The 26,489-nt window shown below is 40.6% G+C and carries 21 protein-coding genes; 11 read left to right on the top strand and 10 right to left on the bottom strand.

Features of this window, described 5'->3' with window-relative positions; all coding sequences use genetic code 11:
- Positions 1-19: 19 nt before the first annotated feature.
- Positions 20-1,171 (bottom strand): acyl-CoA dehydrogenase family protein, encoded by a 1,152-nt coding sequence (locus ACH63V_RS10590; RefSeq protein ID WP_396463471.1) that lies wholly within the window; start codon positions 1,169-1,171, stop codon positions 20-22.
- A 331-nt stretch (positions 1,172-1,502) separates the two neighbouring features.
- Between ACH63V_RS10590 and ACH63V_RS10585 the strand changes: the two genes are divergently transcribed.
- Positions 1,503-2,720 (top strand): CaiB/BaiF CoA transferase family protein, encoded by a 1,218-nt coding sequence (locus ACH63V_RS10585; RefSeq protein WP_396463470.1) that lies wholly within the window; start codon positions 1,503-1,505, stop codon positions 2,718-2,720.
- A 186-nt stretch (positions 2,721-2,906) separates the two neighbouring features.
- Positions 2,907-3,752 carry an IclR family transcriptional regulator gene (locus ACH63V_RS10580; protein WP_396463479.1) on the top strand — a complete coding sequence of 282 codons (846 nt, stop codon included), beginning with the start codon at positions 2,907-2,909 and terminating at the stop codon, positions 3,750-3,752.
- A gap of 64 nt (positions 3,753-3,816) precedes the next feature.
- Here the strand turns inward: ACH63V_RS10580 and ACH63V_RS10575 are convergent, their stop codons facing one another.
- Entirely contained in the window at positions 3,817-4,626 is an 810-nt protein-coding gene (locus ACH63V_RS10575; protein WP_396463469.1) for an enoyl-CoA hydratase, read from the bottom strand.
- A 220-nt stretch (positions 4,627-4,846) separates the two neighbouring features.
- Here ACH63V_RS10575 and ACH63V_RS10570 point away from each other — a divergent pair, with 220 nt between their 5' ends.
- Positions 4,847-5,818, top strand: coding sequence for an NAD(P)H-dependent flavin oxidoreductase (locus ACH63V_RS10570; protein ID WP_396463468.1), 972 nt, complete (start codon positions 4,847-4,849; stop codon positions 5,816-5,818).
- 39 nt (positions 5,819-5,857) lie between these two features.
- Here ACH63V_RS10570 and ACH63V_RS10565 read toward each other — a convergent pair whose 3' ends face one another.
- The 6 genes from ACH63V_RS10565 to ACH63V_RS10540 all read right to left on the bottom strand — a co-directional run bounded on the left by ACH63V_RS10565 (position 5,858) and on the right by ACH63V_RS10540 (position 12,431).
- A complete protein-coding gene (locus tag ACH63V_RS10565) occupies positions 5,858-7,030 on the bottom strand; it encodes an MFS transporter (protein WP_396463467.1) in 1,173 nt (390 codons plus the stop codon).
- 64 nt (positions 7,031-7,094) lie between these two features.
- Positions 7,095-7,937, bottom strand: coding sequence for an IclR family transcriptional regulator (locus ACH63V_RS10560; RefSeq protein WP_000081480.1), 843 nt, complete (start codon positions 7,935-7,937; stop codon positions 7,095-7,097).
- Positions 7,938-8,046: 109 nt separating this feature from the next.
- On the bottom strand, positions 8,047-9,252 hold the full coding sequence (locus ACH63V_RS10555; RefSeq protein ID WP_396463466.1) for a 3-oxoadipyl-CoA thiolase: 1,206 nt from the start codon (positions 9,250-9,252) through the stop codon (positions 8,047-8,049).
- A 14-nt stretch (positions 9,253-9,266) separates the two neighbouring features.
- A complete protein-coding gene (locus ACH63V_RS10550; protein ID WP_396463465.1) occupies positions 9,267-10,790 on the bottom strand; it encodes a 3-hydroxyacyl-CoA dehydrogenase in 1,524 nt (507 codons plus the stop codon).
- Positions 10,791-10,851: 61 nt separating this feature from the next.
- Positions 10,852-11,613, bottom strand: coding sequence for an SDR family oxidoreductase (locus tag ACH63V_RS10545; protein ID WP_396463464.1), 762 nt, complete (start codon positions 11,611-11,613; stop codon positions 10,852-10,854).
- A gap of 29 nt (positions 11,614-11,642) precedes the next feature.
- Complete coding sequence (locus ACH63V_RS10540; protein ID WP_396463463.1) at positions 11,643-12,431, bottom strand: enoyl-CoA hydratase; 789 nt, start codon at positions 12,429-12,431, stop codon at positions 11,643-11,645.
- A 311-nt stretch (positions 12,432-12,742) separates the two neighbouring features.
- On the opposite strand from ACH63V_RS10540, the gene ACH63V_RS10535 reads away from it, so the two are divergent.
- From ACH63V_RS10535 to ACH63V_RS10510, 6 genes are read left to right on the top strand one after another with little or no spacing between them, the layout of a single operon-like run.
- On the top strand, positions 12,743-13,897 hold the full coding sequence (locus ACH63V_RS10535) for an acyl-CoA dehydrogenase family protein (protein WP_005304187.1): 1,155 nt from the start codon (positions 12,743-12,745) through the stop codon (positions 13,895-13,897).
- 57 nt (positions 13,898-13,954) lie between these two features.
- A complete protein-coding gene (locus ACH63V_RS10530; RefSeq protein WP_396463462.1) occupies positions 13,955-15,238 on the top strand; it encodes an MFS transporter in 1,284 nt (427 codons plus the stop codon).
- 47 nt (positions 15,239-15,285) lie between these two features.
- Positions 15,286-15,954 (top strand): 3-oxoacid CoA-transferase subunit A, encoded by a 669-nt coding sequence (locus tag ACH63V_RS10525; RefSeq protein WP_000608704.1) that lies wholly within the window; start codon positions 15,286-15,288, stop codon positions 15,952-15,954.
- A complete protein-coding gene (locus tag ACH63V_RS10520) occupies positions 15,954-16,607 on the top strand; it encodes a 3-oxoacid CoA-transferase subunit B (RefSeq protein ID WP_206261359.1) in 654 nt (217 codons plus the stop codon). The genes ACH63V_RS10525 and ACH63V_RS10520 overlap by 1 nt, the downstream gene beginning before the upstream one ends.
- A 36-nt stretch (positions 16,608-16,643) precedes the next feature.
- Entirely contained in the window at positions 16,644-17,960 is a 1,317-nt protein-coding gene (gene dcaP / locus ACH63V_RS10515; protein WP_396463461.1) for an outer membrane trimeric porin-like protein DcaP, read from the top strand.
- An 18-nt stretch (positions 17,961-17,978) separates the two neighbouring features.
- Positions 17,979-19,196, top strand: a complete 1,218-nt coding sequence (locus ACH63V_RS10510; RefSeq protein WP_396463460.1) for an MFS transporter — start codon at positions 17,979-17,981, stop codon at positions 19,194-19,196.
- 20 nt (positions 19,197-19,216) lie between these two features.
- Here ACH63V_RS10510 and ACH63V_RS10505 read toward each other — a convergent pair whose 3' ends face one another.
- The gene (locus ACH63V_RS10505; protein ID WP_396463478.1) at positions 19,217-19,666 is read right to left on the bottom strand and encodes a PaaI family thioesterase; all 450 of its coding nucleotides are present in this window, start codon (positions 19,664-19,666) and stop codon (positions 19,217-19,219) included.
- Between the two features lie 306 nt (positions 19,667-19,972).
- Between ACH63V_RS10505 and ACH63V_RS10500 the strand changes: the two genes are divergently transcribed.
- Both ACH63V_RS10500 and ACH63V_RS10495 read left to right on the top strand, forming a co-directional pair.
- A complete protein-coding gene (locus tag ACH63V_RS10500) occupies positions 19,973-21,775 on the top strand; it encodes an acyl-CoA dehydrogenase C-terminal domain-containing protein (protein ID WP_396463459.1) in 1,803 nt (600 codons plus the stop codon).
- Between the two features lie 196 nt (positions 21,776-21,971).
- Positions 21,972-22,775: a thioesterase family protein gene (locus ACH63V_RS10495; RefSeq protein WP_396463458.1), complete on the top strand. Its 804-nt coding sequence runs from the start codon at positions 21,972-21,974 to the stop codon at positions 22,773-22,775.
- Positions 22,776-22,835: 60 nt separating this feature from the next.
- On the opposite strand, the gene ACH63V_RS10490 is transcribed toward ACH63V_RS10495, so the two are convergent.
- On the bottom strand, positions 22,836-26,318 hold the full coding sequence (locus ACH63V_RS10490; RefSeq protein ID WP_396463457.1) for an indolepyruvate ferredoxin oxidoreductase family protein: 3,483 nt from the start codon (positions 26,316-26,318) through the stop codon (positions 22,836-22,838).
- Positions 26,319-26,489: the final 171 nt, after the last annotated feature.

The raw sequence follows: 26,489 nt of genomic DNA, 5'->3' as shown, positions 1-26,489 counted from the left end.
TGAAGTGCTTAAAATTTGATTAAGACGCAGCGCGAATCATGTTTCGGGCAATAATCATTTGTTGAATTTGGGTCGTGCCTTCATAAAGGCGGAACAAACGGACATCTCGATAAAAACGTTCAATGGCATATTCACTGATATAACCAGCACCGCCGTGAATTTGTACGCAGCGATCAGCGACACGGCCACACATTTCGGTTGCAAACATTTTTGCGCAGGAAGCTTCAGTGCTAACGTTTTTTCCTGCATCACGTAGGCGGGCAGCATCTAAGACCATGCATTTGGCTGCATAAATCTCGGCTTTTGAGTCAGCAAGCATGGCTTGAATGAGTTGGAATTCAGCAATTGGTTGTCCAAATTGCTTGCGTTCGATGGCGTAATTTAAAGAATCATCTAGCATTCGGGTTGCTGCTCCAACACTCAAAGCCGCAATATGCAAACGGCCTTTATCGAGTACTTTCATAGCAGTTTTAAAACCAACACCTTCAACACCACCAATGAGCGTTGAAGCAGGGATGCGACAATTTTCAAAAATAACGTCACAGGTATGGGCGCCTTTTTGCCCCATCTTTTTATCGCGTTTGCCAAGAAAAATGCCCGGAGTTTGGCTATCGACAATAAAAGCAGAAATGCCACCAGCACCTCTAATATCAAAGTTTGTACGAGCCATGACTGTAAATACACCAGCATGAGGTGCATTGGTAATAAAACGTTTGGTGCCGTTCAACACATAAAAATCGCCATCTTTTACAGCGCTGGTTTTTAAAGAGGCAGCATCAGAGCCTGCATCCGGTTCGGTTAAGCAAAAAGAACTAATCACTTCACCACGTGCTAAAAGTGGTAAGAAAAATGATTTTTGTGCTTCGGTCCCATCAATAATCAGGCCACTTGAACCAATGCCATTATTGGTTCCAATCAGAGAGCGAAAAGCAGGAGAGGTACGACCTAATTCAAAAGCCACATAGACCTCTTCTTCCATTGTCAGTCCAAGCCCTTCGTACTCTTCAGGAACGGTTAAACCAAATAAACCGAGAGCTTTCATTTGCTCAATAATATCTTGAGGAATTTCATCCGTTTCAGCGACTTCATTCTCATGAGGAATTAATACACCTTCAACAAATTGTCGAATCATATCAACAAGTTGATCTAAGGTTTCCTGATCTCGAATCATAGTCTCGTCCTTTTACTACATGCAGAAAACATCAATGTGATGTTCGTAAAATCACCAATATTTGAAGCGATAGTAATCAAAGGATGAACGCAAAACAATATATTTTGAAAATTAATTTCGCAATGCGATACTTTGTTGTTGATTTATGTTTGGCTAATTTATTGATTTATTTAAGCTATATTTTCTTATAAAAAATCATTATTTTTAGTGGAAAATTATAGTTTGATTTTTCAAAAGAGCTGTGTATATTAAAAGTATATATCGCTATGCGAAATTTTAAATGGATAAGTTTTCCTATAGGAAATAAGTCACAAAATATAGTGGGATGAAGATGGGTGCTTTAAATGGAATTCGGGTGCTTGACTTAAGTCGGGTATTGGCTGGGCCTTGGTGTGGACAGATTCTTGCCGATTTAGGCGCAGAAGTAATCAAGATTGAACGACCAAAAGTCGGTGACGATACCCGTTCTTGGGGGCCACCTTGGATGAAAGATGACTTAGGTCAAGACACTCAAGAAGCTGCATATTATCAGTCAACCAACCGCAATAAACTATCGGTTGCCATCGACATTGCCAGTCCTGATGGTCAAGAATTGATTAAAGCCCTCATTCAAGACACCGATGTCGTGATTGAAAACTACAAAGCAGGGTCTTTAAAAAAGTACGGTTTGGATTACGAGTCTTTATCTGCCATTAACCCTAAACTGGTGTATTGCTCAATTACAGGCTTTGGTCAAACTGGTCCAAGAGCAGAGGAACCCGGTTACGACTTTATTATTCAGGGTATGGGCGGGCTCATGTCGGTCACGGGTGAGCGTGATGATTTGCCGGGTGGTGGACCACAAAAAGTAGGGGTCGCATTTTCTGACTTAGCCACAGGTCTTTATTCTACGATTGCCATACAGGCTGCTTTACTCAACCGCCATGTGACGGGTTTAGGTCAATATATTGATATGGCTTTGCTTGATGTTCAAATTGCCACAATGGCAAATCAGGGAATGAACTATCTTTCATCGGGTAATATCCCTAAACGTTATGGCAATGCACACGCCAATATTGTCCCTTATCAAGTGTTCAAAGCTTCTGACCGTGATTTTATTATTGCATGTGGAAATGACACTCAGTTTATTCAACTCTGTCGTAGTATTGGTTTACCCGATTTAACAAATGATCCGCGTTTTGCCCGAAATGCAGACCGCATTAAGCATCGTGATGAAATTATCGGAATTTTACAAACTCACTTTTTAACAAAAACAGCAGATGAATGGGTAGATGCAATCTATGCTGCTAAAGTTCCCGTTGGTGTGATTAATAACTTGGAACAAGCTTTTGAAGAGCCACAAGTGATTGCCCGTGAAATGTTAGTCGAGATGAACCATCCTCAACGTGAGAAACTGAAGGTAATTGGGTCACCAATCAAACTTTCGAGAACACCCGTAGAGTACAAAACAGCACCTCCGCTGCTGGGTGAACATACGCAGGCCGTTTTGGGGCGAATGGTTTCTTCAGAAAAACTAGCAGAGCTTAAAGAAAAGGGCGTAATTGGGTAGGTGGCTTAAAAGCGGAAGATTACAATTATATTTAAAATCAGAAAATAAAATATTTAATCTTTCGCTTTAATAAGTTAAATGAAGTTATCTTTTAGATGCAGACTCGGATGTTTGCTCTTTTGCTATTTATAGAAAAAATAGATTATAATTTTCGCAGTGCGAAACAAAATATGGATTGGTATGACAATGAATGATGCAGTTGATGCAGAACCGACAGAAAAATTATTAGCGCCATTAAGGCATGAATTATTACATCCGATTGAAGACATGCAGGATGAAAATGATCGCCAATTTATTACTGCATTAGCACGTGGTTTAGAGCTATTACGTTGTTTTACGCCTAAGCATCAACATTTGGGCAACCAAGAACTTGCTCAAATGACTGGTTTGCCAAAACCAACTATTACTCGCCTTACACATACCTTGTCGCGTTTGGGTTATATCAAACAAGTACCTAACTCAAGCAAATTCCAGCTTTCAGTGGGTGTTCTTGCGTTTGGTTATTCCATGCTGTCTAACGTGTCGATTCGCTCTATTGCTCATCCATATATGAAAAATTTGGCAGACTATGCGGGCGCTGCGGTTGCCATGGCAACACGTGATCGACTGAATATGATTTATCTTGATGTGGTACAAGGTAAAGGCAATATGACCATGCGCCGTCAAGTCGGAACTTATTTACCGATTCATTTAAGTTCAATGGGACGTGCTTGTTTAGCTGCAATGCCTGAAGATGAAAGAGAGTTTTTACTTGATGCCATTCGTAGCAAGCACAAAGAAGACTGGATCAAAATTAATCGTGATTTAGACAAAGCTTTTAAAGACTACCAAGATTTTGGATACTGTTTTTCAATCGGCGAATGGCATAAAGATGTGAACTCGGTTGCGGTTCCACTCACTCATGAACAACATGGTTTACTGGTGTTCAACTGTGGCGGTCCAAGCTTTATTATGAACCGTGAAAAACTCGAAGAAGATATTGCACCGCGTCTTTTACACATGGTGAATAATATTCGTACCGAGATTAGCTAAACCAATCTGATTTACTTATAAAAGCCAGCTTTGATTTTCAATGCTGGCTTTTTAGTAGGTGTATCTAGACTGTTTGGTTGTGAAAGTTTGGTTTCCGTTTTTCTTTGAAAGCATTTAATGCTTCTTTAAACTCGGAACCCTGTAAACAGTGTGAGAAAATAGTCGACTCATGATCAATACGATTGAGTAGATCATCGATTGGCATATCTCTTAGTAACTTTTTACTCAGCTGTAAGGCTTGGCTTGGTTTGTGGGCGAGTTTGATTGCGATATCTTCAACCACCTGATCCAGCTCATTTGCCTCAAATATTTCATTTACCAGACCATAATTCTTTGCTTGGTCTGCTGAAAATTTTTCACCGAGTAAAATAAGTTCCGAAGCGCGAGCAAAGCCCAATAGTCTTGGCAAGATGTAACTTGAACCCGCTTCAGGTACAAGCCCCAAATTCACGAAGGGAAACTGAAAAATAGAGCCTTGGCTTGCATACACAAGGTCACAATGTAGAAGCATAGTGCTGCCAATGCCAATTGCCACACCATTTACTTTGGCAATAATCGGTTTTGGAAAAGTTGCCAAGCTTTTTAAGAAAACAATCGAAGCGGGTGGTTCTGAAGTGGTGGTATCTCGTTTTTCAAATGCGTTGACATCATTGCCGCTGGTAAATGCGGAGTCTTCACCAGTAAGCACAACCACATGAATGTCTTGATTGGTTGCAGCTTGATCTAATGCCTGACTTAAAGCTGCATACATTTCATAATTAATTGCATTCTTTTTAGTGGCATTACTCATGGTGAGCGTTAGTATATTTCTATCAAAATACTTATGAATTGTGCCTGTTTTAAGCTCGCTTTGGGTTTTGTTGTTCTGCTGCATCGTTCATTCCTTTAAATAATTTTCCGTCTAAAATTTAAACTGATGCTATCGAAAAATAATTCCGTTATCAATTATTTTGTTTTATATTGTGGTATATAATTTTGTATTGTGAAATTTTAACTTAATTCACTTTAAATGATGACAGAATTTATGCGTAAATAAGTATCTAGCTCTGCTAAGGAAATAAGAAGCTAGCTATAGAACAGTGAGTGGGAATAATATGAAGACCAAAATTACAGAACTATTTGAAATTGAGCATCCAATTATTCAAGGCGGTATGCATTATGTTGGTTTTGCAGAGCTGGCTGCTGCGGTTTCTAACGCGGGCGGGCTAGGCATTATCACTGGCCTGACTCAGCGTACGCCTGAAAATCTGGCAAAAGAAATTGCACGTTGCCGTGAAATGACTGATAAGCCTTTTGGGGTAAATTTAACCTTTTTGCCTACGGTGAATACTCCTGATTATCCGGGTTTTGTAGAGGCAATTATTAAAGGTGGAGTCAAGGTTGTAGAAACAGCAGGGCGTAATCCTGAACAAGTCATGCCGTATTTAAAGGCTGCTGGTATTAAAGTAATTCACAAATGTACTTCGGTTCGACATAGCTTAAAAGCTCAGCAAATTGGATGTGATGCGGTTTCTGTAGATGGTTTTGAGTGCGGAGGTCACCCTGGTGAGGATGACGTGCCAAATATGATTTTATTGCCTTTAGCAGCCGATGCATTAGAAATTCCGTTTGTTGCTTCAGGTGGAATGGCAGATGGACGCTCACTCGCTGCTGCTTTAGCAATGGGAGCAGATGGAATTAATATGGGAACGCGCTTTATTGCGACTCAGGAAGCTCCCGTACATGCAAATGTGAAGCAGGCGATTTTAAATGCAACTGAACGAGATACGCGTTTAATTATGCGTGCTTTGCGAAATACTGAACGTGTTATGAATAATGCTGCTGTAGAAAAAATCGTGGCAAAAGAAAAAGCGCTCGGTGATAACATTAAATTTGAAGATATTATTGAAGAAGTTGCTGGTGTTTATCCAAAAGTCATGATTGATGGGGACGTTAATGCTGGCGCATGGTCATGCGGTTTAGTCGCGAGCTTGATTCATGATATTCCGACATGCGATGAACTGGTCAGCCGAATTGTCAAAGAGGCAGAAGATATTATTCGTCGTCGGTTATTAGGGCTTTTATAACGAACCATTAGCCTACTTTATATAAGATCAGCACAAGCTTTAATTGTGCTGATCTTTTGCATCACGTACACAATAATAAAGACATAAAATGGCAAAAATTAAACCTAAAATACAGACACCTGTCCATCCGAAGTGTTTCCAAGTATAACTTCCTGCCGTTGTGCCTAAAGCGCCGCCAGCAAAGTAACCCGTCATATAAATGGCATTAAACCGCGAACGTAATTCTTGATTAAGTTTAAATACAATACTTTGGTTGGTGACATGCACAGCAGAAAGAGAAGCGTAGAGAACGAGTAAGGCAATAATATAAAAAGCGAAATGGTAGGGTAAAAGTGAAAAAAGAATCCAACTTAAAATAAGCCCAATGCCGCAATAAATTGAAATTTTATGAATGTAGCCTTGATCAATAAATTTACCTGAAAAATTGGCAACGAACGTCCCTAATACCCCAACAAAACTGAAAAGGCCAATGGTAAAGTCGCTAAAAAAATAGGGTGCTGGAGCCAAAAGCAACGACATGGTGGTAAAGGTTAAACTTACACAAGCAAATGTAAAACCACCAATATAAGTTCTGGTTCTTAACCGTCGGCTTTGAATAAAAATCTGTGGTAAAGAGCGAATAGTTTTTGCATAGTTTTCAGATTTGGTTGGTGGAAATAACCCGATATTACGATGCAAAATAATGGCAATGATAAGTAACAAAAAGCCACTGACCAGATAAATAATATTCCAAGCGAAAAGCGTAGACATCAGCCCTGAAAGGGAACGGGCGAGTAAAACCCCCATCATCAGTCCGCTCAGTAAAAAGCCAACCACACGGCCGCTTTGTTGAATCGGAACCAGACTTGCAGCAAGCGGTAATAACAGTTGGGCTGAACTGGAAAATAGACCAGTAATGACGGTGCCAAGCAGTAAAAGATAAATATTGTGCGAAAACCCGCTAATAATTAATCCACTTGAAGCCAATAACATAAAGATAAATAGCAGCTTGCGCTTTTCTATGATGTCTCCCAACGGCATTAAAAAGAGTAAGCCACATGCGTAGGTGATTTGGGCTAGAGTTGGCACCCACGCTGTAGTCGTTTCGGTTAAATCTAGGCTTACACTAATTGAATGAATAAGTGGCTGACTAAAATAATTTCCACCTGTACAAATGCCTGCGGCAATTGCCATTAAAATAATGGTTGGAGTATAGAGTGCGTTTTTCATCATGCCTATAGTCATAATGAAAGTGGACCTTTAATCAACACAACCATGACTGTTTTAAGCACGGTTATTAGTGCGTTTCATTCAAAGCATCTTGAATATTGTGCACCATGTGGATTAAACGTGGTCCAATTTCACCTTCAAGTTTTTCCGGATTTAAATGAAAACTTGGCGCACCACAGTTAAAAACATAAAGACCGTGTTTCGAGCTGACCAAAGGTACAGCCACCGAGTTCACTTCTTTATGCCACTCACCTAAAGACAAACAATATCCATAATCTTGGTAATCACGGAAAGCTCGTTCTAAAGAACGTTTTATGGCTGGCCAGTTTTCTGGATTTTTTTGTTTCAATGCATCAAGTAGAAAATTGCGCTCACGTTCAGGGGTCGCAGCCAAGCATGCTCGTCCCATTGAACTACTATGGATTGGCAAAGTCGAACCAATTGGACGGCGCATATTTAATGCAGTTTCAATTTGCACAACATCGATATACACCATATTTAAGCGGTCACGCGTTGCCATTGCCACAGGCGCTTGAACATACTGACTCATCTCTTCCATATATTGATGAGCAATATTACGAATCGAGATGTTAGATAAAGCTGCATATCCTAAAGATAAGACACCAATATCTAGTGTGTATTTGGTCGAGTTAGGCAATTGTTTTAAATAACCTAATGACACAAGGGTATTGGTAATACGTGCAATGGTCGGTTTAGGTAAACCTGTCATTTTTGCTAATTCTTGGTTACCAAGCACCTGATTATTTGCAGAAAAGCATCTTAAAAGTTCTAAACCGCGCGCTAAAGAAGCAATAAATTGCGGGTTATTTTCTCGATGTATATGCGAAATAGGATCTAAACGTATCTCATCAAAATTTATTGGTTTCTCAGTTTCCGTGTTTTGAGACATTCGATCCTCAAATATAATTAAAGCAATAGTTTTGCTATTATATTTCGCTCTGCAAAATAAATCCATTCATCACTGCGCTGTTGTGATGAATGGATATCGGGTTCAATGGTTATGAAACGTTTTCAATCACCATTGCAAGACCTTGGCCTACACCAATACATAGGCTCACCACGGCATATTTTTTCTTACGGCGAATTAACTCCCGCGCTACTGTTAAGCTAAGACGAGCGCCAGATGCACCAAGTGGATGACCAACTGCAATCGCACCACCGTTCGGGTTCACACGCGGGTCATTAAAATCAACATTCAAACCTTTTAAACAAGATAAAACCTGTGAAGCAAAGGCTTCATTAATTTCAATAATGTCCATGTCATCTAAAGTAAGGCCAGCACGCGCAACAGCTTTTTTAATGGCTTCAATCGGGCCTGCACCCATAATGCGTGGCTCAATACCCGCTGCTGCTGCTGACAAAATTTTTGCCATTGGTTTTAGGTCATATTTTTGACCTGCTGCTTCTGAACCAATCAAGAGTGCTGCTGCACCATCATTAATACCTGACGCATTACCAGCTGTAACCACGCCACCTTCAAAGAGCGGTTTTAATTTTGTGAGTGCTTCAACAGTTGAGCTTGGGCGAGGGTGTTCATCTTCTGAAACGAGTTTAGGCGGCAATTTTTTGCCTTGGAAAACCTCAATTGGCATAATTTCATCGGCAAAGAAACCTTCTTCTTTGGCTTTTTGATATTTGGCTTGTGATTGGGCTGCAAATAAGTCAGCTTGTTCACGGCTAATGCCAAACTCGGCTGCGACGTTATCGCCCGTTTCAGGCATTGAATGACCACCGTACTGAGCAATAATTTTTTTATTTGGAAAACGAGATCCAATGGTGGTGTCATAAATTTTTGCATCACGGCTATAAGCACTTTCGGCTTTACCCATCACAAAAGGTGCGCGAGACATACTTTCTACACCACCTGCAATATACAGTTCACCTTCACCACAAGTAATGGCACGTGCTGAGTCAATCACAGCACCTAAACCACTCGCACATAGGCGGTTTACCGTCTGGCCCGGTACAGTAACAGGTAAACCTGCAAGTAATAGCGCATTTCGTGCCACATTACGACTATCTTCTCCAGCTTGGTTGGTGTCGCCTAAAATCACATCTTCAATATCCGCACCCGGCACACCAGTTTTTTCTAATAGTTTTTGAATGACAGTTGCGGCTAAATCATCAGGGCGAATTGAGGCAAGTTCACCTGCATGACGACCAAATGGACTACGTAAACCATCATAGATATATGCATTTAACATTGAGAAATTCCTTTTCAAGACTCGTGAGTAAAAGTAAGTGGTAAATGAAGTGCGACACGACGCTGTAACCATGGGCTAGGGCGGTAACGCGGGTCATGCGTAAGTGCTGTTATACGGTTAAGAATGAGTAAGATTTTTTCGCTACCGACTTGATCGCCCCATTCAATTGGTCCAAATGGATAGCCTAAGCCAAGACGTACTGCAGCATTAATATCATCTACCGTTGCAATATTTTGCTGGGCAATATCGCAGCCTAAATTAATGACCATTGCTAAAACGCGCTGCGCAACAAAGCCAATACTTTCATTAATCATACTCACCAGATTTCCATCTAGATTGAAAATAGAGTGAGCGGCTTGTCGGTATTCAGGTTTGGTAACAAGTGAAGGCATTAAGGTACGGTGCTTTGCAATGCCATAAAGCATGTCTATAGCAACAGCATGTTCTGGATTAACCCCAAGGCGAGTAGCCGCTTGAGTTGTGTCTTCACCGTAACAAGCAAGTAAACATAAGCTATCTGTTTGTGGTTCAGAATTGGTGTCTAGGGTAATATTTTGCTGAGTTAAATAATCTTCGAGCTGTTTCTTATCATCTAAAAAATCGGCAGCGATCCAAACTTTTGGATATTGCGCTAAACGCTCTACAAACTGAGCAGGTTGTTCACCTGTTTTTGAGCCAGTTTCATAATTATAAAAACCTTGATTAACCTTACGTCCAAGTTGCTTGGCATCAAGCATTTGCTTGGTCAGCGGGTTTGGTTTGTAGCGAGCTTCTTCATAGTATTGGTGATAAATCGACTCCATCACAGGATGCGAGACATCAAGGCCAGTTAAATCGAGTAACTCAAAAGGACCCATTCTAAAACCAACGCCGTCACGTAAAATTCGGTCAATTTCACTGATGCCACAGACATTCTCATTTAAAATTTTGAGCGCTTCGGTGCCATAAGCTCGGCCCGCGTGATTAATAATAAATCCAGGGGTGTCCTTCGCTACAACAGGGCGGTGACCAAATGCACGAGACAGATCGTTTAAAGCATTAATAATAAGTGGATCTGTTTTTAAACCACGAATGACTTCGACCACTTTCATAAGTGGAACTGGGTTAAAAAAGTGATAACCCACAACACGCTCAGGCTTTTTGCAATTTGCAGCAATGGCTGTAATAGAAAGAGAAGAAGTGTTTGAGGCTAAAATAGTATTATCCGAAACAATATCTTCAAGCTGCTGCATCAAGCTTTGTTTGATATCAAGACGTTCAACAATTGCTTCTACAATCAGGTCGCAATTTTTTAAATCTTCAATTTGATGAGCAACAATTAAATGGTTATTTGCCGCTGCTGCTTGCTCAGATGTAATTTTATTTTTGTCGACTAACTTTTGAAATGTAGCAGCCAGTTTTTCTTTAGCCTGTTCTGCTGCACCTGCTTTGGCATCATATAAATAAGTGGTATGACCTGACTGTGCAGCAATTTGAGCAATACCACTGCCCATAACACCTACACCAATCACAGCCATGCTTTTAATATCATAAGTCATGTCGATCATCCTGATTATTGATCTATATTTGAAATTAAACGGAAAAATAGGGTTGGGTGATTTAGCTTAAGCATTGTTTATCACCATCAATGGGTAAGATTTGCCCTGAAATTGAGCGGCCACTGTCTGACGCTAAAAATAGGCATAAATCTGCAATATGTTTTGGATTGACAAAATATTTGAGCGACTGATTTTTCAGTGCATTTTGAGTCACTTCTTCAAGTGAGGTATGCGCTACATCAGCACGGGCCTGTAATACGCGTTGAACTCGATCACCATCTACCGCACCTGGAAGAATAGCGTTAACCCGAATGTTATCTGCACCGAGTTCCATAGAGAGCGTTTTGGTAAAACCGATCAGTCCCCATTTTGATGTTGAATAGGCCAATCGATATGGATAGCCTAAGCGTCCGGCAATAGACGACATATTAATGATCACGCCTGCTTCTGCTTGCTTTAAATAGGGAATGGCTAACTGAGTAATTAAAAAAGTGCTATTCAGGTTTAAATTAATCACCGTGTTCCAATCTTCAAAACTTAACTCATCTGCTGCAATGGTCGGGCCTGAAATGCCTGTGTTATTGACTAAAATATCAATACCGCCAAGTTTCTGAACTACATGACTAAACATGAGTTTAATTTGCTCATGATCAGCCAAATCACATGTATATATATGCAGCTTGGGATAATCTTGTTGAAATTTTTCTAGGCTTTTAGCATTAATATCACAAACGAAAACTTCATCCTGATTGTTTAAAAATGCCTCGGCAATACATCGTCCAATCCCTGAACCACCTGCACTAATTAATACTTTTCTGGCCATTTTCATTCCTTTGTTATTATGGTTTTAAATTATTTACCTTGATACGACGGCTTACGCTTTTCGATAAAAGCTTGAACGCCTTCATTTTTATCTTCGGTCGAAAACAGTAACTGGAATGCTTTTCGTTCTAGAGTTAAGCCTGCATTTAATGGAACGTCTTCGCTCATCAGTGCAACTTCTTTAATTTGTTGCAGGGCAATAGGAGGCATTTTTGCGAGGCTTTGTGCCATTTGAATCGCAGTGGGGATCGTCTGGTCATCTTCTGTGACTTGTGAAACAAGACCAATCAAATAAGCTTCTTCGGCTTTCACTATAGCACCCGTCATAATCATGCGCATGGCATGGAATTTACCGACAGCACGGAATAAACGTTGTGTACCACCAGCACCCGGCATTAAACCGACTTTAATTTCTGGTTGACCAAAGGTTGCACCTTTACCAGCAATAATAATGTCAGCATGCATTGCAAGTTCACAGCCACCACCTAACGCATAGCCATTTACAGCAGCAATGACTGGTTTAGGACACTGAGCAATCGCATTCCAATAACGTTCGGTATGGCGCAATAACATTTCTGTTGAAGTTGCGGTTGCCATTTCTTTTAAATCTGCACCTGCGGCAAAGACTTCTTCACCACCTGTGAGTACAACCGCATTGATCTCATCATTAAAGCTTAATTCGGTAAAAGCTTGTGCTAGTTGTTTGCGAACCTCTGTATTCAGTGCATTTTTTGCTTCAGGTCGGTTTATTTTTACAATCGCTATTTTTTGAATAGAAAAGTCGACTTCTACGAAATTATTCCCTATTGATACACTCATTTTTGAATTCCTTGTTTCGCACATCAAAACTATATTCCTTTTATGATGCTTATTTTGGAATTTATTTCAAGTCTTATTTCTTTTAACAGCGTAGTTGTTATCTTTTAAAATATCTAAGTTATTGATATTGCGTAATGGTCTAATTTTAAATTTCGTTAAACGAAATTAATTTTCAAAAAAGCTTGAAATTTGTATTTTTGTTCTCGTACTATGAAACACATCCGCAGTAAACAAGATTTAAAACATGGTATCCAGACTAGCTGGAGATGGCTGATGGGTAGGATGGAAATACATAAAAAGGGAGATCACAGATGATCCGTGATGAAGGGATGTTGGAGCAGTTACTTTCAACAATTCGCGATTTTGTAAAAAATGAATTGATCCCTCGTGAAAACGAAGTGGTAGAGAAAGATAAAATTCCGGATGACATTGTGCAGCAAATGCGTGAGCTTGGTTTGTTCGGTCTTACAATTCCCGAAGAATATGGTGGCTTAGGCATCACTATGGAAGAGGAAGTCAGAGTTGCATTTGAACTTGGACAAACTTCACCGGCTTTTCGTTCTTTAATTGGCACCAATAACGGGATTGGCTCAAGTGCAATTTTGATTGATGGTACAGAAGAGCAAAAGCAGAAATATTTACCACGTTACGCAAGTGGCGAAATTATTGGTTCATTCTGTTTAACCGAGCCTGAATCTGGCTCTGACGCTGCCTCTTTAAAAACCAGTGCAGTAAAAGATGGTGACTTTTATGTGTTAAACGGCACCAAACGTTTTATTACCAATGCGCCCCATGCTGCAACTTTTACCGTAATGGCGCGAACCAATCCTGAAATTAAAGGATCGGGTGGCATTTCAGCTTTTTTAGTTGAGGCGAATACGCCGGGCATTACGTTGGGCAAAATTGACCAAAAAATGGGGCAAAAGGGCTCACACACCTGTGATGTGATTTTTGAAAATTGCCGTGTACCTGCTTCTGCACTGATTGGTGGCGTAGAAGGTGTTGGTTTTAAAACGGCCATGAAAGTGCTGGATAAAGGGCGTTTGCACATTGGTGCCTATAGCGTGGGTGTTGCCGAACGTATGTTAAACGACGCATTACACTATGCGATTGAGCGTAAGCAGTTCGGTCAGCCTATTGCAAACTTCCAGTTGATTCAAGCCATGCTTGCTGACTCAAAAGCCGAGATTTATGCAGCTAAATGTATGGTCCTAGATGCAGCTCGCCGCCGTGATAATGGCGAAAATATTAGTACAGAAGCATCTTGCGCAAAAATGTTTGCAACCGAAATGTGCGGACGCGTTGCTGACCGCTGTGTACAGATTCACGGTGGCGCAGGCTATATCAGTGAATATGCTATTGAGCGTTTTTATCGCGATGTTCGTTTGTTCCGTTTGTATGAAGGAACCACGCAAGTTCAACAAATTATTATTGCCAAAAACATGATTAGGGAAGCTACTACCTAATAAAAAACAAATGCCATGAGGCATTGGATGCCTCATGTTCCTTCTGAGGATATGGACATGACAACAGAAACAGTTGCACAAAATAAGGCTAGCAGTGAAGCTATCCAGACACCAAAAAAGATTTGGATTACCGCATTTATATTCGCTTTTTTAACATTGTTATGTGATGGGGCAGACTTAGGTTTTTTGGCATTGAGCCTAACCAGTCTTAAAACAGAATTTCATTTAACCGGTGTACAAGCCGGAACGTTAGGCAGTTTAACGCTTTTTGGATCGGCAGTGGGTGGTCTGATTGGTGGCTGGGCGTGTGACCGTTTTGGGCGAGTTCGCATTATTGTGTTCTTTATTGCTTATTCTTCAGTTTTAACTAGTGCGCTGGGTTTTACTGATTCTTATATGCAATTTGCAGTTTTAAGAACATTTGGAGCGATGGGTTTAGGCGCACTTTATATTGCCTGTAATATCTTAATGTCTGAAATGGTGCCAACCAAACATCGCTCGACTGTTTTAGCTACTCTCATGACGGGGTACACCTTAGGTTCTTTACTCGCGACCTTATTAGCTGGACATATTATTCCTGAACATGGCTGGCGTTTCCTTTACTGGATTGCAATTGCGCCTGTGGTGTTGTCAGTTTTGATGCACTTTTGCGTACCTGAACCTGAGTCTTGGAAAAAAGCGCGTCAATTAAAAGCGCTAGAAGTCGCTCAAAGTAACCAACCTAAAAAACGCCAAAATCCATATCTTGAGATTTTAAGAGATAAGAAACATGGCACCATGTTTGTGCTTTGGATTATTAGTACTGGTGCATTGCAGTTTGGTTATTACGGCGTAAGTAACTGGTTACCGGCTTATTTAGAGTCTGATCTAGGCATCAAGTTTAAAGAAATGGCCATGTATATGGTCGGTACTTTCCTGATTATGATGTTTGCCAAAGTGATTGCAGGGATCGTTGCCGACAAATTAGGGCGCCGCGCTGTATTCGCTTTCGGAACCATTGGCACAGCTTTATTTATTCCGGTCATTGTCTATTTAAATACGCCTACGAATATTTTGTGGATGATGCTGTTCTTCGGTTTCCTTTACGGTATTCCATACGCAATTAATGCCACCTATATGACAGAAAGTTTCCCGACTTCTATTCGAGGCTCGGCAGTGGGTGGTGCTTATAATATTGGCAAAGTACTTTCTATTTTCTCTCCATTAACAATTGGTTTTCTATCGCAAAACGGTTCTATTGGCTTAGGACTCTTGGTGATGGCTGCGGCTTATTTTATCTGCGGGGTAATTCCATTGTTATTTATTAAAGACCGACTATTTAACCCGCAAAAGGCAGAGTGACAGATCAATCTGTCACCTTAAATTAAGGATGAAAAGGGACAAGTGAGATGATAAATAAAATCACCAGTGACATTGAACCGATTTTAAAAGCTATTCCTGATGGGGCAACCATCATGACAGGCGGGTTTGGTGTGACGGGGCAACCTGCTGAATTAATTGAAGCCTTAATCGATTTAGGAAAAAAAGAACTCACCGTTGTAAATAACAATGCGGCCTCTGGTGACCGTGGCCTAACCAAGCTCATTATTGCTGGCTGTGTTAAAAAAATGATTTGTTCATTTCCAAAATCTGCTGGATCAACCGTTTTTCAAGACTTATATAGAGCTGGAAAAATTGAGTTAGAACTGGTTCCACAAGGTAATTTGGCTTGTCGTATTCAGGCTGCTGGTGCAGGTTTGGGCGCTATTTTTACGCCGACTGGTTATGGCACTAAAGTTGCCGAGGGTAAAGAAACCCGAACCATCAACGGTAAAAACTATGTACTTGAATATCCACTTGAAGCTGATTTTGCACTGATTTATGCCGATAAGGCTGACCGCTGGGGCAATTTAACTTATCGCAAAGCAGCCCGCAATTTTGGGCCAATTATGGCAAAAGCCGCCAAGACCACGATTGTTCAAGTGAATGACACCGTAGAGCTAGGAACGCTTGACCCAGAGTGCATTATTACACCGGGAATTTTTGTTCAGCACGTTGTAAAAGTAGGAGATATCTAATGTCAGTTCAAAAACGTTCTCGTGAAGATATTGCCAAGCTCATTGCCAATGACATTCCTGAAGGTTCTTATGTCAATTTAGGGATTGGCTTACCAACCAACGTTGCTAAATTTTTGCCTAAAGACAAAGAAATCTTTTTACATTCGGAAAATGGTGTTTTAGCTTTTGGCCCACCGCCACAACCTGGTGAGGAAGATCAAGATTTGGTTAATGCCGGAAAAGAACTTGTCACTTTGTTAGATGGTGGATGCTTTATGCATCATGGCGACTCGTTTGACATTATGCGTGGTGGCCATCTGGACATTTGTGTGATTGGTGCATTCCAAGTTGCGGTAAATGGAGACTTGGCAAACTGGCATACCGGTAAAGCAGATGATGTACCAGCAGTCGGCGGTGCTATGGATTTGGCAGTCGGCGCAAAAACGATTTATGTCTATATGGAGCATGTCACTAAAAAAGGTGAGCCCAAAATTGTAAAGAAAATTACATATCCAATGACGGGTGAGCAGTGTGTAGATCGTATTTATACCGATTTATGCATTATTGAACTCAAAGACCAAAAAGCTTATGTCACGGAAATAGTCGAAGGCTTAACTTTTGATGAGCTACAGGCCGTCACAGACTGTGAACTAATCGATGCACGTGTAGCCTAAATACACACGGAAAAACGCTTCTTTAAGGATTAAAAGATGAAAAAATTAATATTAGCTGCAGCTTGCGCTGCGGCTTCAGGGACTATTTTTGCAAATTCTTCAGATACGACAGAACAAAGAATTAATTTGCTAGAAACTGAGCTGCAAAAATTAAAAGCAGAACTTGCTGCTCAGAAACAAACTCAAAATAATTTACAGGTCAAACAGGTAAAAATTGAAGAAAATATTGAAAGAACTAAAGCCACTGTAACAGAGAAGCCTGTTGCTCCTTCGTGGGTCACTTGGACAGATAATGTGAAGGTTTACGGTATTGCCCGTGTTGATGCAGCGGTTGATTTTAAATCATCACCTGACTCGGGGGGGAGAACGACCAGCAGTTTGTACCGAACACCTTTTGAAAGTGAAAAGCGTTCAAATCATGCGCGCTCTGATGCCATGATTAATGCTAGTCGACTCGGTGTTTATTTTAATAGCCCAAATAAAGCGGTTACAGGGAATATCGAAGCCGATTTCTTTGATAGCTCTAACATGGGAACGGGGGATGGTAAATTCCGTATCCGTCATGCATTTTTTACCTATAAAGACTGGACCTTTGGTCAAACATGGTCACTCATGTCTAACATGGAAACCCGTACAGAAGCTGTCGATTACACCCAATTTGTGGGAACCTCTTATACGCGTACTCCTCAAATTCGTTATGACTGGAAAATTGATGCCAATAATGATTTAAAAGTAGCTTTGGAATATACAGGTTCGAGAGTCTCGGCATTTCCAACTTTAACGGGTCGTTATACCTTTAAACAAGGTCCTTTAACGGCCCTTGCTCAAGGTTTTATTAATGAAAAGTCTACAGATGTGGCAACTGCCACGGTGAAAAAAGTAAGTTGGGGTGCAGGAGGCGGCTTAAAATATCAACTCACGCCACAACAATCGGTACAAGCAAATTATCAATATATTGTCGGTGATCAAAAATTTATGCCATATACCACCCAAAGCGGGTTGGCAAATTCAGCAAGTTTAAATGCCGCGGGTGATTTCTCTTTAAACGAAGATAAAACAGATTTGGTTATGAATAAGTTGAATAGCATCAATATTGGCTATTCATATAAATTTAATGAGCAATGGCGTGCAAACTTATCGGCTTCAATGTTTGATTATGATGATGACACGGCTTATGCCAAACTTAACCCAGACGCCAACAAGCGTTTAACGGATTACGCAGCTAACGTTTTCTATTCACCAATTGAGCAAATGGATATTGGGATCGAATATCATCAAGGCAAACGAGAAGTGTTTGATGGCAGAACCGCTGATGTATCACGCATAAACTTTGTATCATTGTATAAATTCTAAAATAGGGCGTAGTTAAAGATGAAAACAATAGTTGAGCCCAATGCAGAAAATATACTGTCAAAAAGCTTTATTTTTATCATGGCAATGACATGTGGAATTTGTGCGGGTTCAAACTATTATAATCAGCCCTTAATCTATTCCATTGCAGAAGCATTAAAAGTTAATGCTGATCAAGTTGCTTTAACTATTGTGATTAGCCAGCTGTCATATGCAGTTGGCCTTTTTATATTAGTTCCCTTAGGCGACTTTTTTGAAAAGCGTAGTTATATTTGCCTGCTCATGTGTTGTACGGGGCTTGCACAAGTAGGGCTATCCTTAAGTCAAACCTTGCCAGCTTTATATGGCTTTACCTTTTTAGCTACATTCTTTTCGATTGCGACTCAAGTTTTAGTTCCTTTTGCCGCGGGTTTAGCCAGCCCGAAAAAAAGCCCTCAAGTTGTAGGGACTCTCATGAGTGGTTTGTTCTTGGGAATATTATTGGCACGTTCTATTGCAGGCTTACTTTCTACAGTTTGGTCTTGGCATGCGGTTTATTTAATTAGCGGAATTGTCATTTTGGTGTTTGCTTGGGTAATGTGGGTAAAGTTACCAGTGGCGCGAAAATCCCATCAACTCAATATTCTACAGATTTATGGTTCGCTATTTTCATTAGCTGTTCATCAGCCTCATTTACTACGCCGTGGTTTGGCAGGGGGAATTGGCTTTGGAATTTTGGCTCTCATTTTTACCACCATGACTTTTATTTTGGCGAATGAGCCTTATCACTTTAACGATTTCCAGATTGGTTTATTTGGTATTGTTGGCTTGGCTGGCGTGTTTGCGACCCCATGGGCAGGCAAGAAAATTGCAGCAGGTCTTGAAAATAAAATTGCAGTGATTTGCATGGGGTTATTAATGAGTGCATGGATACCCCTATTTTTTGCACAGCAGTCTTTGGTTGCCTACGCTGTTGGCGTGATTATGGCGTATTTTGGTTTGTCAGCATTTCATGTACTCAACCAAAATCTGGTCTACCGAATTTCGGCCGAGGCTCGTTCTCGTATTAATTCAATTTATATGACCTTATATTTTGGAGGAGCCGCCTTGGGTTCTTTTATTGCGGTGTATGCATGGAAACACTGGGGATGGGAAGCATGTGCTGCTTTAGGTTTAGCGATGGCAATATTAAGTTTTATGATTGATCGCTTAGATTTTTATGAAATGGGCAAGATTGCAAAGCAAGAAAAAGCTCCCTAAACAGGAGCTTTAAAATTTTATTATTTGCGAATAATCATTAAGGTTGCCGAGGCAAAGGCATACACTTTGCCGCTTTCATCTACGATTTTTCCTTCGGTACTAATAATATTCCGGCCCGCATTAATTAATTCGGCTGTCGCATAGTAAGACGTATCAACCTGCATAGGGCGGATCATTTTTACATTTAAATCAATGGTTCCATAGCCAATGCCATGTTCAAGTAAAGTGTGAGCTGCACTGCCTGTTGCTGTATCTAAAGCTGTGGCGCAAAAGCCGCCGTGTACACCGCCTTGTATATTTCTATGTTCTTTGCGAGGAGTAACTTTATAAGTTGCTTTACCTTCGGAAACTTCAACGAGTTCCATTGGTATGGTGTGAGCCATAGGTGATGGAGAAACTTCACCATTTTTTAAAGCGGTTAAAAACTCAAGACCTGTGTATTTCGGGCTTTCCATGAATCGTCCTTGGATAATTAAGCAATCTAATCACCATACTATAAATTGAATTTTTACGGAATAAAATTTTGCAATACAAAATTTAAAATTATTCTAATTAAGCAGTGCTAATTACTTTTTATTCTATATTTTTATTTTAAAACATGTGTTTATGTTTTATATCTATTTCTTATTTACGATATTTTTATTAAATTAGTGAAAATATATTTTGCTATAAGAAATTTTTTGATATTTTGGTGAGATTGAAACAATAAAAAGTCCATTTTAAGGAAAAACGATATCTGCCCATGACACAGGCAGTGAGGTGAAAGGAAAAAAACTATGCCTTTATACAAAGCTCCATTACGTGATATGCAATTTGTACTGCATGAAATGCTTCAAACAGAACAGAACTATCAAGGTTTAAGTAAATATCAGGAAAGCGTAAATCGAGAATTAATTGATCAATACTTAGAGGCAGCAGCAGATTTTTGTGAAAATGAGTTGGCACCCATAAATCAAAATGGTGATCAGGAAGGCTGTCATTTAAATCAAGGCGTAGTCACAACGCCGAAAGGTTTTAAAGAAGCCTACCAAAAATATGCTGAGCTTGGATTTACCTCATTAACTGCCGACCCGGAATATGGTGGGCAAGGCTTACCAACATTGCTGCGGATTGCTATTTCTGAAATGTTATGTGGTTCCAATTGGGCTTGGGCGATGTATCCAGGCCTGTCTCATGGCGCAATGAGAACAATTGAGCATCATGGCACCGAGCAACAAAAACAGAAGTTCTTGACTAAACTCATTAGTGGCGTCTGGACCGGAACCATGTGTTTAACCGAATCACATGCGGGTTCGGACCTTGGGTTAATTAGAACGAAAGCAGAACCAAATCCGGATGGTAGTTACTCAATTACGGGTGAAAAGATTTTTATCTCGGCAGGTGAGCATGATCTTTCTGAAAATATTATTCATATTGTTTTAGCTCGTTTGCCTCAAGCACCTGCAGGGACTAAAGGCATTTCTTTATTTATTGTGCCTAAATTTAATGTGAGTGATGACGCTCAGGTGCTGGACCGTAATAAAGTCGTTTGTAGTGCGATTGAACATAAAATGGGGATTCATGGAAATGCCACCTGTGTACTGAATTTTGATGGTGCCAAAGGTTATTTGATTGGTCCTGAAAATCGCGGGCTCAATTGTATGTTTACCTTTATGAATACCGCGCGTATTGGAACAGCAGTACAAGGGCTTGCTGCTTCTGAAATTTCATTTCAAGGCGCATTAAGTTATGCCAAAGAGCGACTCGCTATGCGATCGTTATCTGGTCCTAAATATCCTGAGAAGAATGCCGACCCAATTATTGTGCATCCTGCTGTGCGTTCAATGTTAATGACGCAAAAAGCGTTTTCTGAAGGCGGCCGTGCACTGGCTTACTTTCTGGCTCAGCATGTCGATATTGTTGAAAGTTCAAACGATCAAGAACAGCAAAAACACTCTGATGAATTACTGGCTTTTTTAACGCCAATTGCTAAAGCTTTTTTAACAGAATCAGGCAATGAATCTGCAAAGCATGGTGTTCAAGTATTTGGCGGGCATGGCTTCATTGTTGAGCATGGTATGGAGCAAATTGTACGTGATGCGCGTATCTCAACATTGTATGAGGGAACGACCGAAATTCAGTCTTTAGATCTACTTGCACGTAAAGTCCTCAAGTCGGAAGGCAAACTTTTAAAGAACATGACCGATCTAATGGATCAATTTATTAATCAACAGCAATCTAGTGAAACCCTGAAACCTTATCTAGAAAAATTAGCTGAGCTTAAGCAACAATGGCTGTCACTGACCAAAACTATTGCCGATAAAGCGAAGCACAATCCTGAAGAAATAGGGGCAGCTTCAGTAGATTATCTTTATTTTTCTAGTTACGTCGTATTCGCTTATTTATGGGCTCGAATGGCACAAGTTGCCCATGAAAAATTAGAATCGGGTACACAAGAAGAAGCTTTTTATAAAGCAAAATTAACGACAGCTAAGTTTTTCTATCAAAAACTTTTACATCGTACACAGAGCCATGCCGCTTCTATTGAGTCTGGAGCTGAATCTGTGATGGAGCTCGATCAAGATGCTTTTGCATTTTAGTGAATGGTAAGTTCTAGAATCGCTGGGTGAAATTGACATGCGAAATTTTACCTAGTGATTAAATTTGTAATTTTAGACTCATCAGTTTTTGGTAGGAAAAAACAGTTGAGCCATTGAAATAGAGGGTTAACATAAGCATTAAAACGTGAATTTTCATCAAATATTGATGTTGGAAAAGGACTACGGAAAGAAAATCATGAATGCTTATTATCAATTACTGAATAGAACAATTGGTCCTCAAGGTGAAGTTATTGCTTATTATTGCTCAACTGTTCATGCACAAGGGGCTTGGAATCCTCATGAACAGCACATGGCGCCTGCAAGTGGTGTCATCGCAGCTGAGCTAGAACAATTTTCACCACGACAAGATATGCGAATTGGTCGAATTAGTTTTGATATTTTTGGATTGATTGCATTTGGTGAATTTACGATTAAGACACATGTGATTCGTGCCGGTAAAACCATTGAATTGATTGAAGCCGAAATGCAAGCACAAGGTAAAACTTGTATTGTGGCTAGAGCATGGCGCATGTGCACTCAAGACAGTTCCGAGATTGCGGGGCTTGAAGATCAACCAATTCATCATCCCGATACCTTTACTGAATGGTCGGGCATGAAAAGATGGCCGGGTGGTTTTATCCAGACACTCGTCACTAAAACTGATGCTCAGCATCGCTCAGGCAAAGGCATTGTTTGGCTCAATAATGATAAAGAAATGGTTGAAGGACAGCCGACCACAGATTTTGCCCATTTGATTGGCATGGTAGATGCGGCAAACGGCATTGTCCCAAGACAAGAAGGCGAATTTACTTGGGGCTTTCCAAATCTTGATTTACAAATCCACATGCACCGTTATCCGCAAGGTAAATGGCTAGGTCTGGAAACCGTTCAGCAATATGGTTCGGATGGTATTGGTTTAACCAGTGCAGTTTTACATGATGTGTATGGCCCATTTGGACGAAGCGAGCAGATTTTGACTTTACGTAAAATGACTAAGTAAATTTTTGAGCCAATAAAAAAGTCATCCCTAAGGATGACTTTTTTATTTTGAGATTTAATTTTAGTTACGGACTTTTAGCAGTGTTGGTGTAAGTTCATCCCAACGTTGTTTTGCAGCGTCCATTGCTTTCATTTTGATATGACCATAACCGCGGACTTCTGCTGGTAATTTTGCAATTTGCTCAGCAACTACCAAGTTATGATTGTCTGGTGCTTCAACAAGTGCTTCAACAAATGCAATGTAACGGTCACGCCATGCTTGTTCGTGTTGACGTTCTTCTTGACGTGCAAATGGGTCAAGGAAAGTTTCACGAAGCCATTGTAAGCGAGCAAGTATCATCATTGGGAAGCGCATCCAGTAACCAAACGCACGTTTACGGACATTTTTCAGACCACCAAGTAACGCTGGTGGAGCAAGATGATATGTTAAACGTAAGCCTTTACCAAACTGGGTTTCAATCGATTCTTTGAAGCTCTTACCTGTTAAAAGACGGGCAACTTCATATTCATCTTTATACGCCATAACTCTATAAAGCTGAGTTGCAATGGTACCCGTTAATTCTTCTGGTAACTTTTTAGCTGCCAATTCTACAAGTGTGCGGTATTTAGCTGCATAAGCTTCATTCCAGTAGTCTGTTAAACGAGCAGAACGATCTTCAACAAGTTCAGCCAAAGTTTGCGGAGTTTTGGTTTTTGGCATTGCCGCAACTAAGCGTGCAGCTAAAGTTGGGTCACTTGCAAGATGACAACCTACACGGAAAGCTTCTAGGTTCTTTTCAACAGCAGTACCATTTAAGCGAATTGCTTTTTCAATGCTTTCACGCAGTAATGGAATGCGACCAGATTGCCATGCCATACCAAGTAATAACTGGTTGGTATAAATTGAATCACCTAACAGTTGTGTTGCAATGCGAGCTGCTGGCAGAGAAACCAGTTGACCTTGACGAACACGACCACGAAGACGATCAATTAAATCGGTAATTGGTGCATACCAGTCACGAGATTTAATAAACTCAGAAGTAGGAGTACTGTCTTCATTCACAATAACCAAAGCATCATCTTTTAAGCGAGAGAGAGCAGCGCTACCACCAGCGACTACCGCATCTGCACCGATGAGTAATTCACATTGGCCTGCTGGAATTTTGGTAGAAGAAATTTGTTCATCAGTTGCTGCAAGTTGAACGTATGAATAAACCGTACCGCCTTTTTGCGCAAGACCTGCCATGTCCATCACACGTGTTGCTTTACCTTCGAGGTGAGCCGCCATACCAAGCAGTGCACCAATAGTCACAACACCTGTACCGCCAATACCACCGACCATAATCCGACTTGGAACGTCATATAATTGTGGGATGACTGGTGATGTTGGCCAGCCTGCACCAATACCTTCAAATTTAGCTGGACGTTTCATGTCGCGTGTATGAACAGTCACAAAACTAGGACAGAACCCTTCGGCACAAGTGAAGTCTTTATTACAGCTACTTTGGTTAATTTGACGTTTAGTACCTAAAGCAGTCTCTACTGGCTCAATAGATAAGCAGTTTGATTTTTTCGAACAGTCGCCACAGCCTTCGCAAATATCACTATTAATGTATAAACGCTCAGCTGGGTCAGGGTAGGCATCACGTTTACGACGACGGCGTTTTTCACTGGCACAAGTTTGTACATAGATTAAAGCGGTTACACCAGAAACCTCGCGAAGCTCACGTTGAACTGCGTCGAGCTCATTGCGGTGGCGAATTTCGACACCCGGTGCAATACCGTCTTCTTCGTTTAATAGTTTAACTTCATCAGTGACAATAACTTGTTTTTTAATACCTTCGGCAGCGAGCTGGCGAGTTAACTGTGCAACGCTCAAATGACCATCTACATGCTGACCACCTGTCATAGCGACCGCATCGTTGTAGAGGATTTTATAGGTAATATTAGTTTTTGCAGCGATAGACTGACGGATTGCTAAGTAACCTGAGTGGAAGTAAGTTCCGTCACCAAGGTTAGCAAAAATGTGTTTTTCATTGGTAAATGGTGATGCACCCACCCAACTTACACCTTCACCACCCATTTGAGAGAACGTTTCAGTACCACGGTCAAGTGAAACGGCAATATAATGACAACCGATACCGCCTAATGCACGGCTACCTTCAGGCACGACTGTTGAAGAGTTATGTGGGCAACCACTACAGAAATATGGTTTACGTTCAGCAAGATCAATAACACGTTTAGATTCTTGCTCTGCTTTTAGCAGTAAATCGATTCTGCTTTGGATTTGTGTTTTTAAGCTTTCTGGAATATCGAGTTTTAAGAAGCGAGCAGCCAACATTTTTGCAATAGGTTCAGGCTGATATTCATAGTGGCCAATGAGCGGTGCTTCTTCAATAGAAGTACTCCATTCGCCTTTGCCGTCAGTTGCTTTACCAATCACATGTGGACGTTTGCCATCAGGCAGTGAGTACAGCTCATCTTTAATTTGTGTTTCAATAATTGGACGTTTTTCTTCAATAACGATCAGTTCTTGTAAACCTTCGGCAAACTCACGAACGCCTTGAGGTTCTAACGGCCAAATCAGTCCGACCTGATAAACACGTAGCCCAAGCTGCTGAGCAGTTTCATCTTCAATACCTAAAATACGTAAAGCTTCAATGGTATCTAAATAACCTTTACCACTTGCAGCAATACCGATACGGGCATTTTCACAAGGCCATGTTACGGTATTGATTTTGTTGGCGCGGGCATAAGCCAAAACAGCAGGTAAGCGATATTTATAAAGACGTTCTTCTTGTTGAATGCCGTGATCTGGCCAACGAATGTTAACGCCACCTTCTGGGAAGTTAACATCTTCTGGTATAACCGGAGTAACACGGTCTAGGTCGACATGAACAGAAGCGGAAGTTTCTACGATTTCACTGACGAGCTTCATTGAAGACCAGAGGCCAGAAAAACGTGAAACTGCAATGGCGTGAACACCAAAGTCTAAAATTTGTTGAACGGATGTTGGATAGAAAATTGGAATACCGCAACCAATCATGACATGTTCAGACTGGTGAGGAATTGTAGAAGATTTACATGAGTGGTCATCACCAAATAAAGCAACGACACCACCACGTTCAGAGGTACCAGCTAAGTTAGCATGGCGGAGTACATCGCCTGAACGGTCAACACCCGGGCCTTTACCATACCACCATGAAGACACTCCATCATATTTGCCTTGGCCTGAAAGATTAACTTGTTGGGTACCCCAAATAGCGGTAGCAGCCAAGTCTTCGTTTACACCAGGTTGAAATACAACATTATGGGATTTAAGTAATCCTTGAACTTGCCAAAGGAAACTATCATAGTTACCAACAGGAGAACCGCGATAACCAGAAATAAAACCAGCAGTATGATAACCATTCATCGCGTCACGGCGAGTTTGGGCAAGGGGCAACCGAACAAGTGCCTGAATGCCAGTCATATATGCTGTACCGTTATCACTTACATATTTATCTTCAAGTGACACATCCTTTGTTGCAATAATATTTGGAGTGACTTTTGTAGCTATATTCATTTATATCTCCTTAGAATTTTTAGTAGCTCGGACTACTTTCTTTTTTCAACATCCAGTTGAATATTTGGAGCAAGTGACATACGAAATAAAAAAAGATCGGTTCCTCTTCTTAAAAAGAATTAGTGCCAATGTATGTACATTTAGTCATTGTGGTTGAACTAAACTGGTGCA

The sequence above is a fragment of the Acinetobacter sp. ABJ-A23_2 genome (genome assembly GCF_044538765.1).
Taxonomy (GTDB): Bacteria; Pseudomonadota; Gammaproteobacteria; order Pseudomonadales; family Moraxellaceae; genus Acinetobacter; species Acinetobacter nosocomialis_A.
The sequence above is the reverse complement of the archived record's forward strand: the minus strand, read 5'-3'. Positions and strand labels throughout refer to the sequence as shown.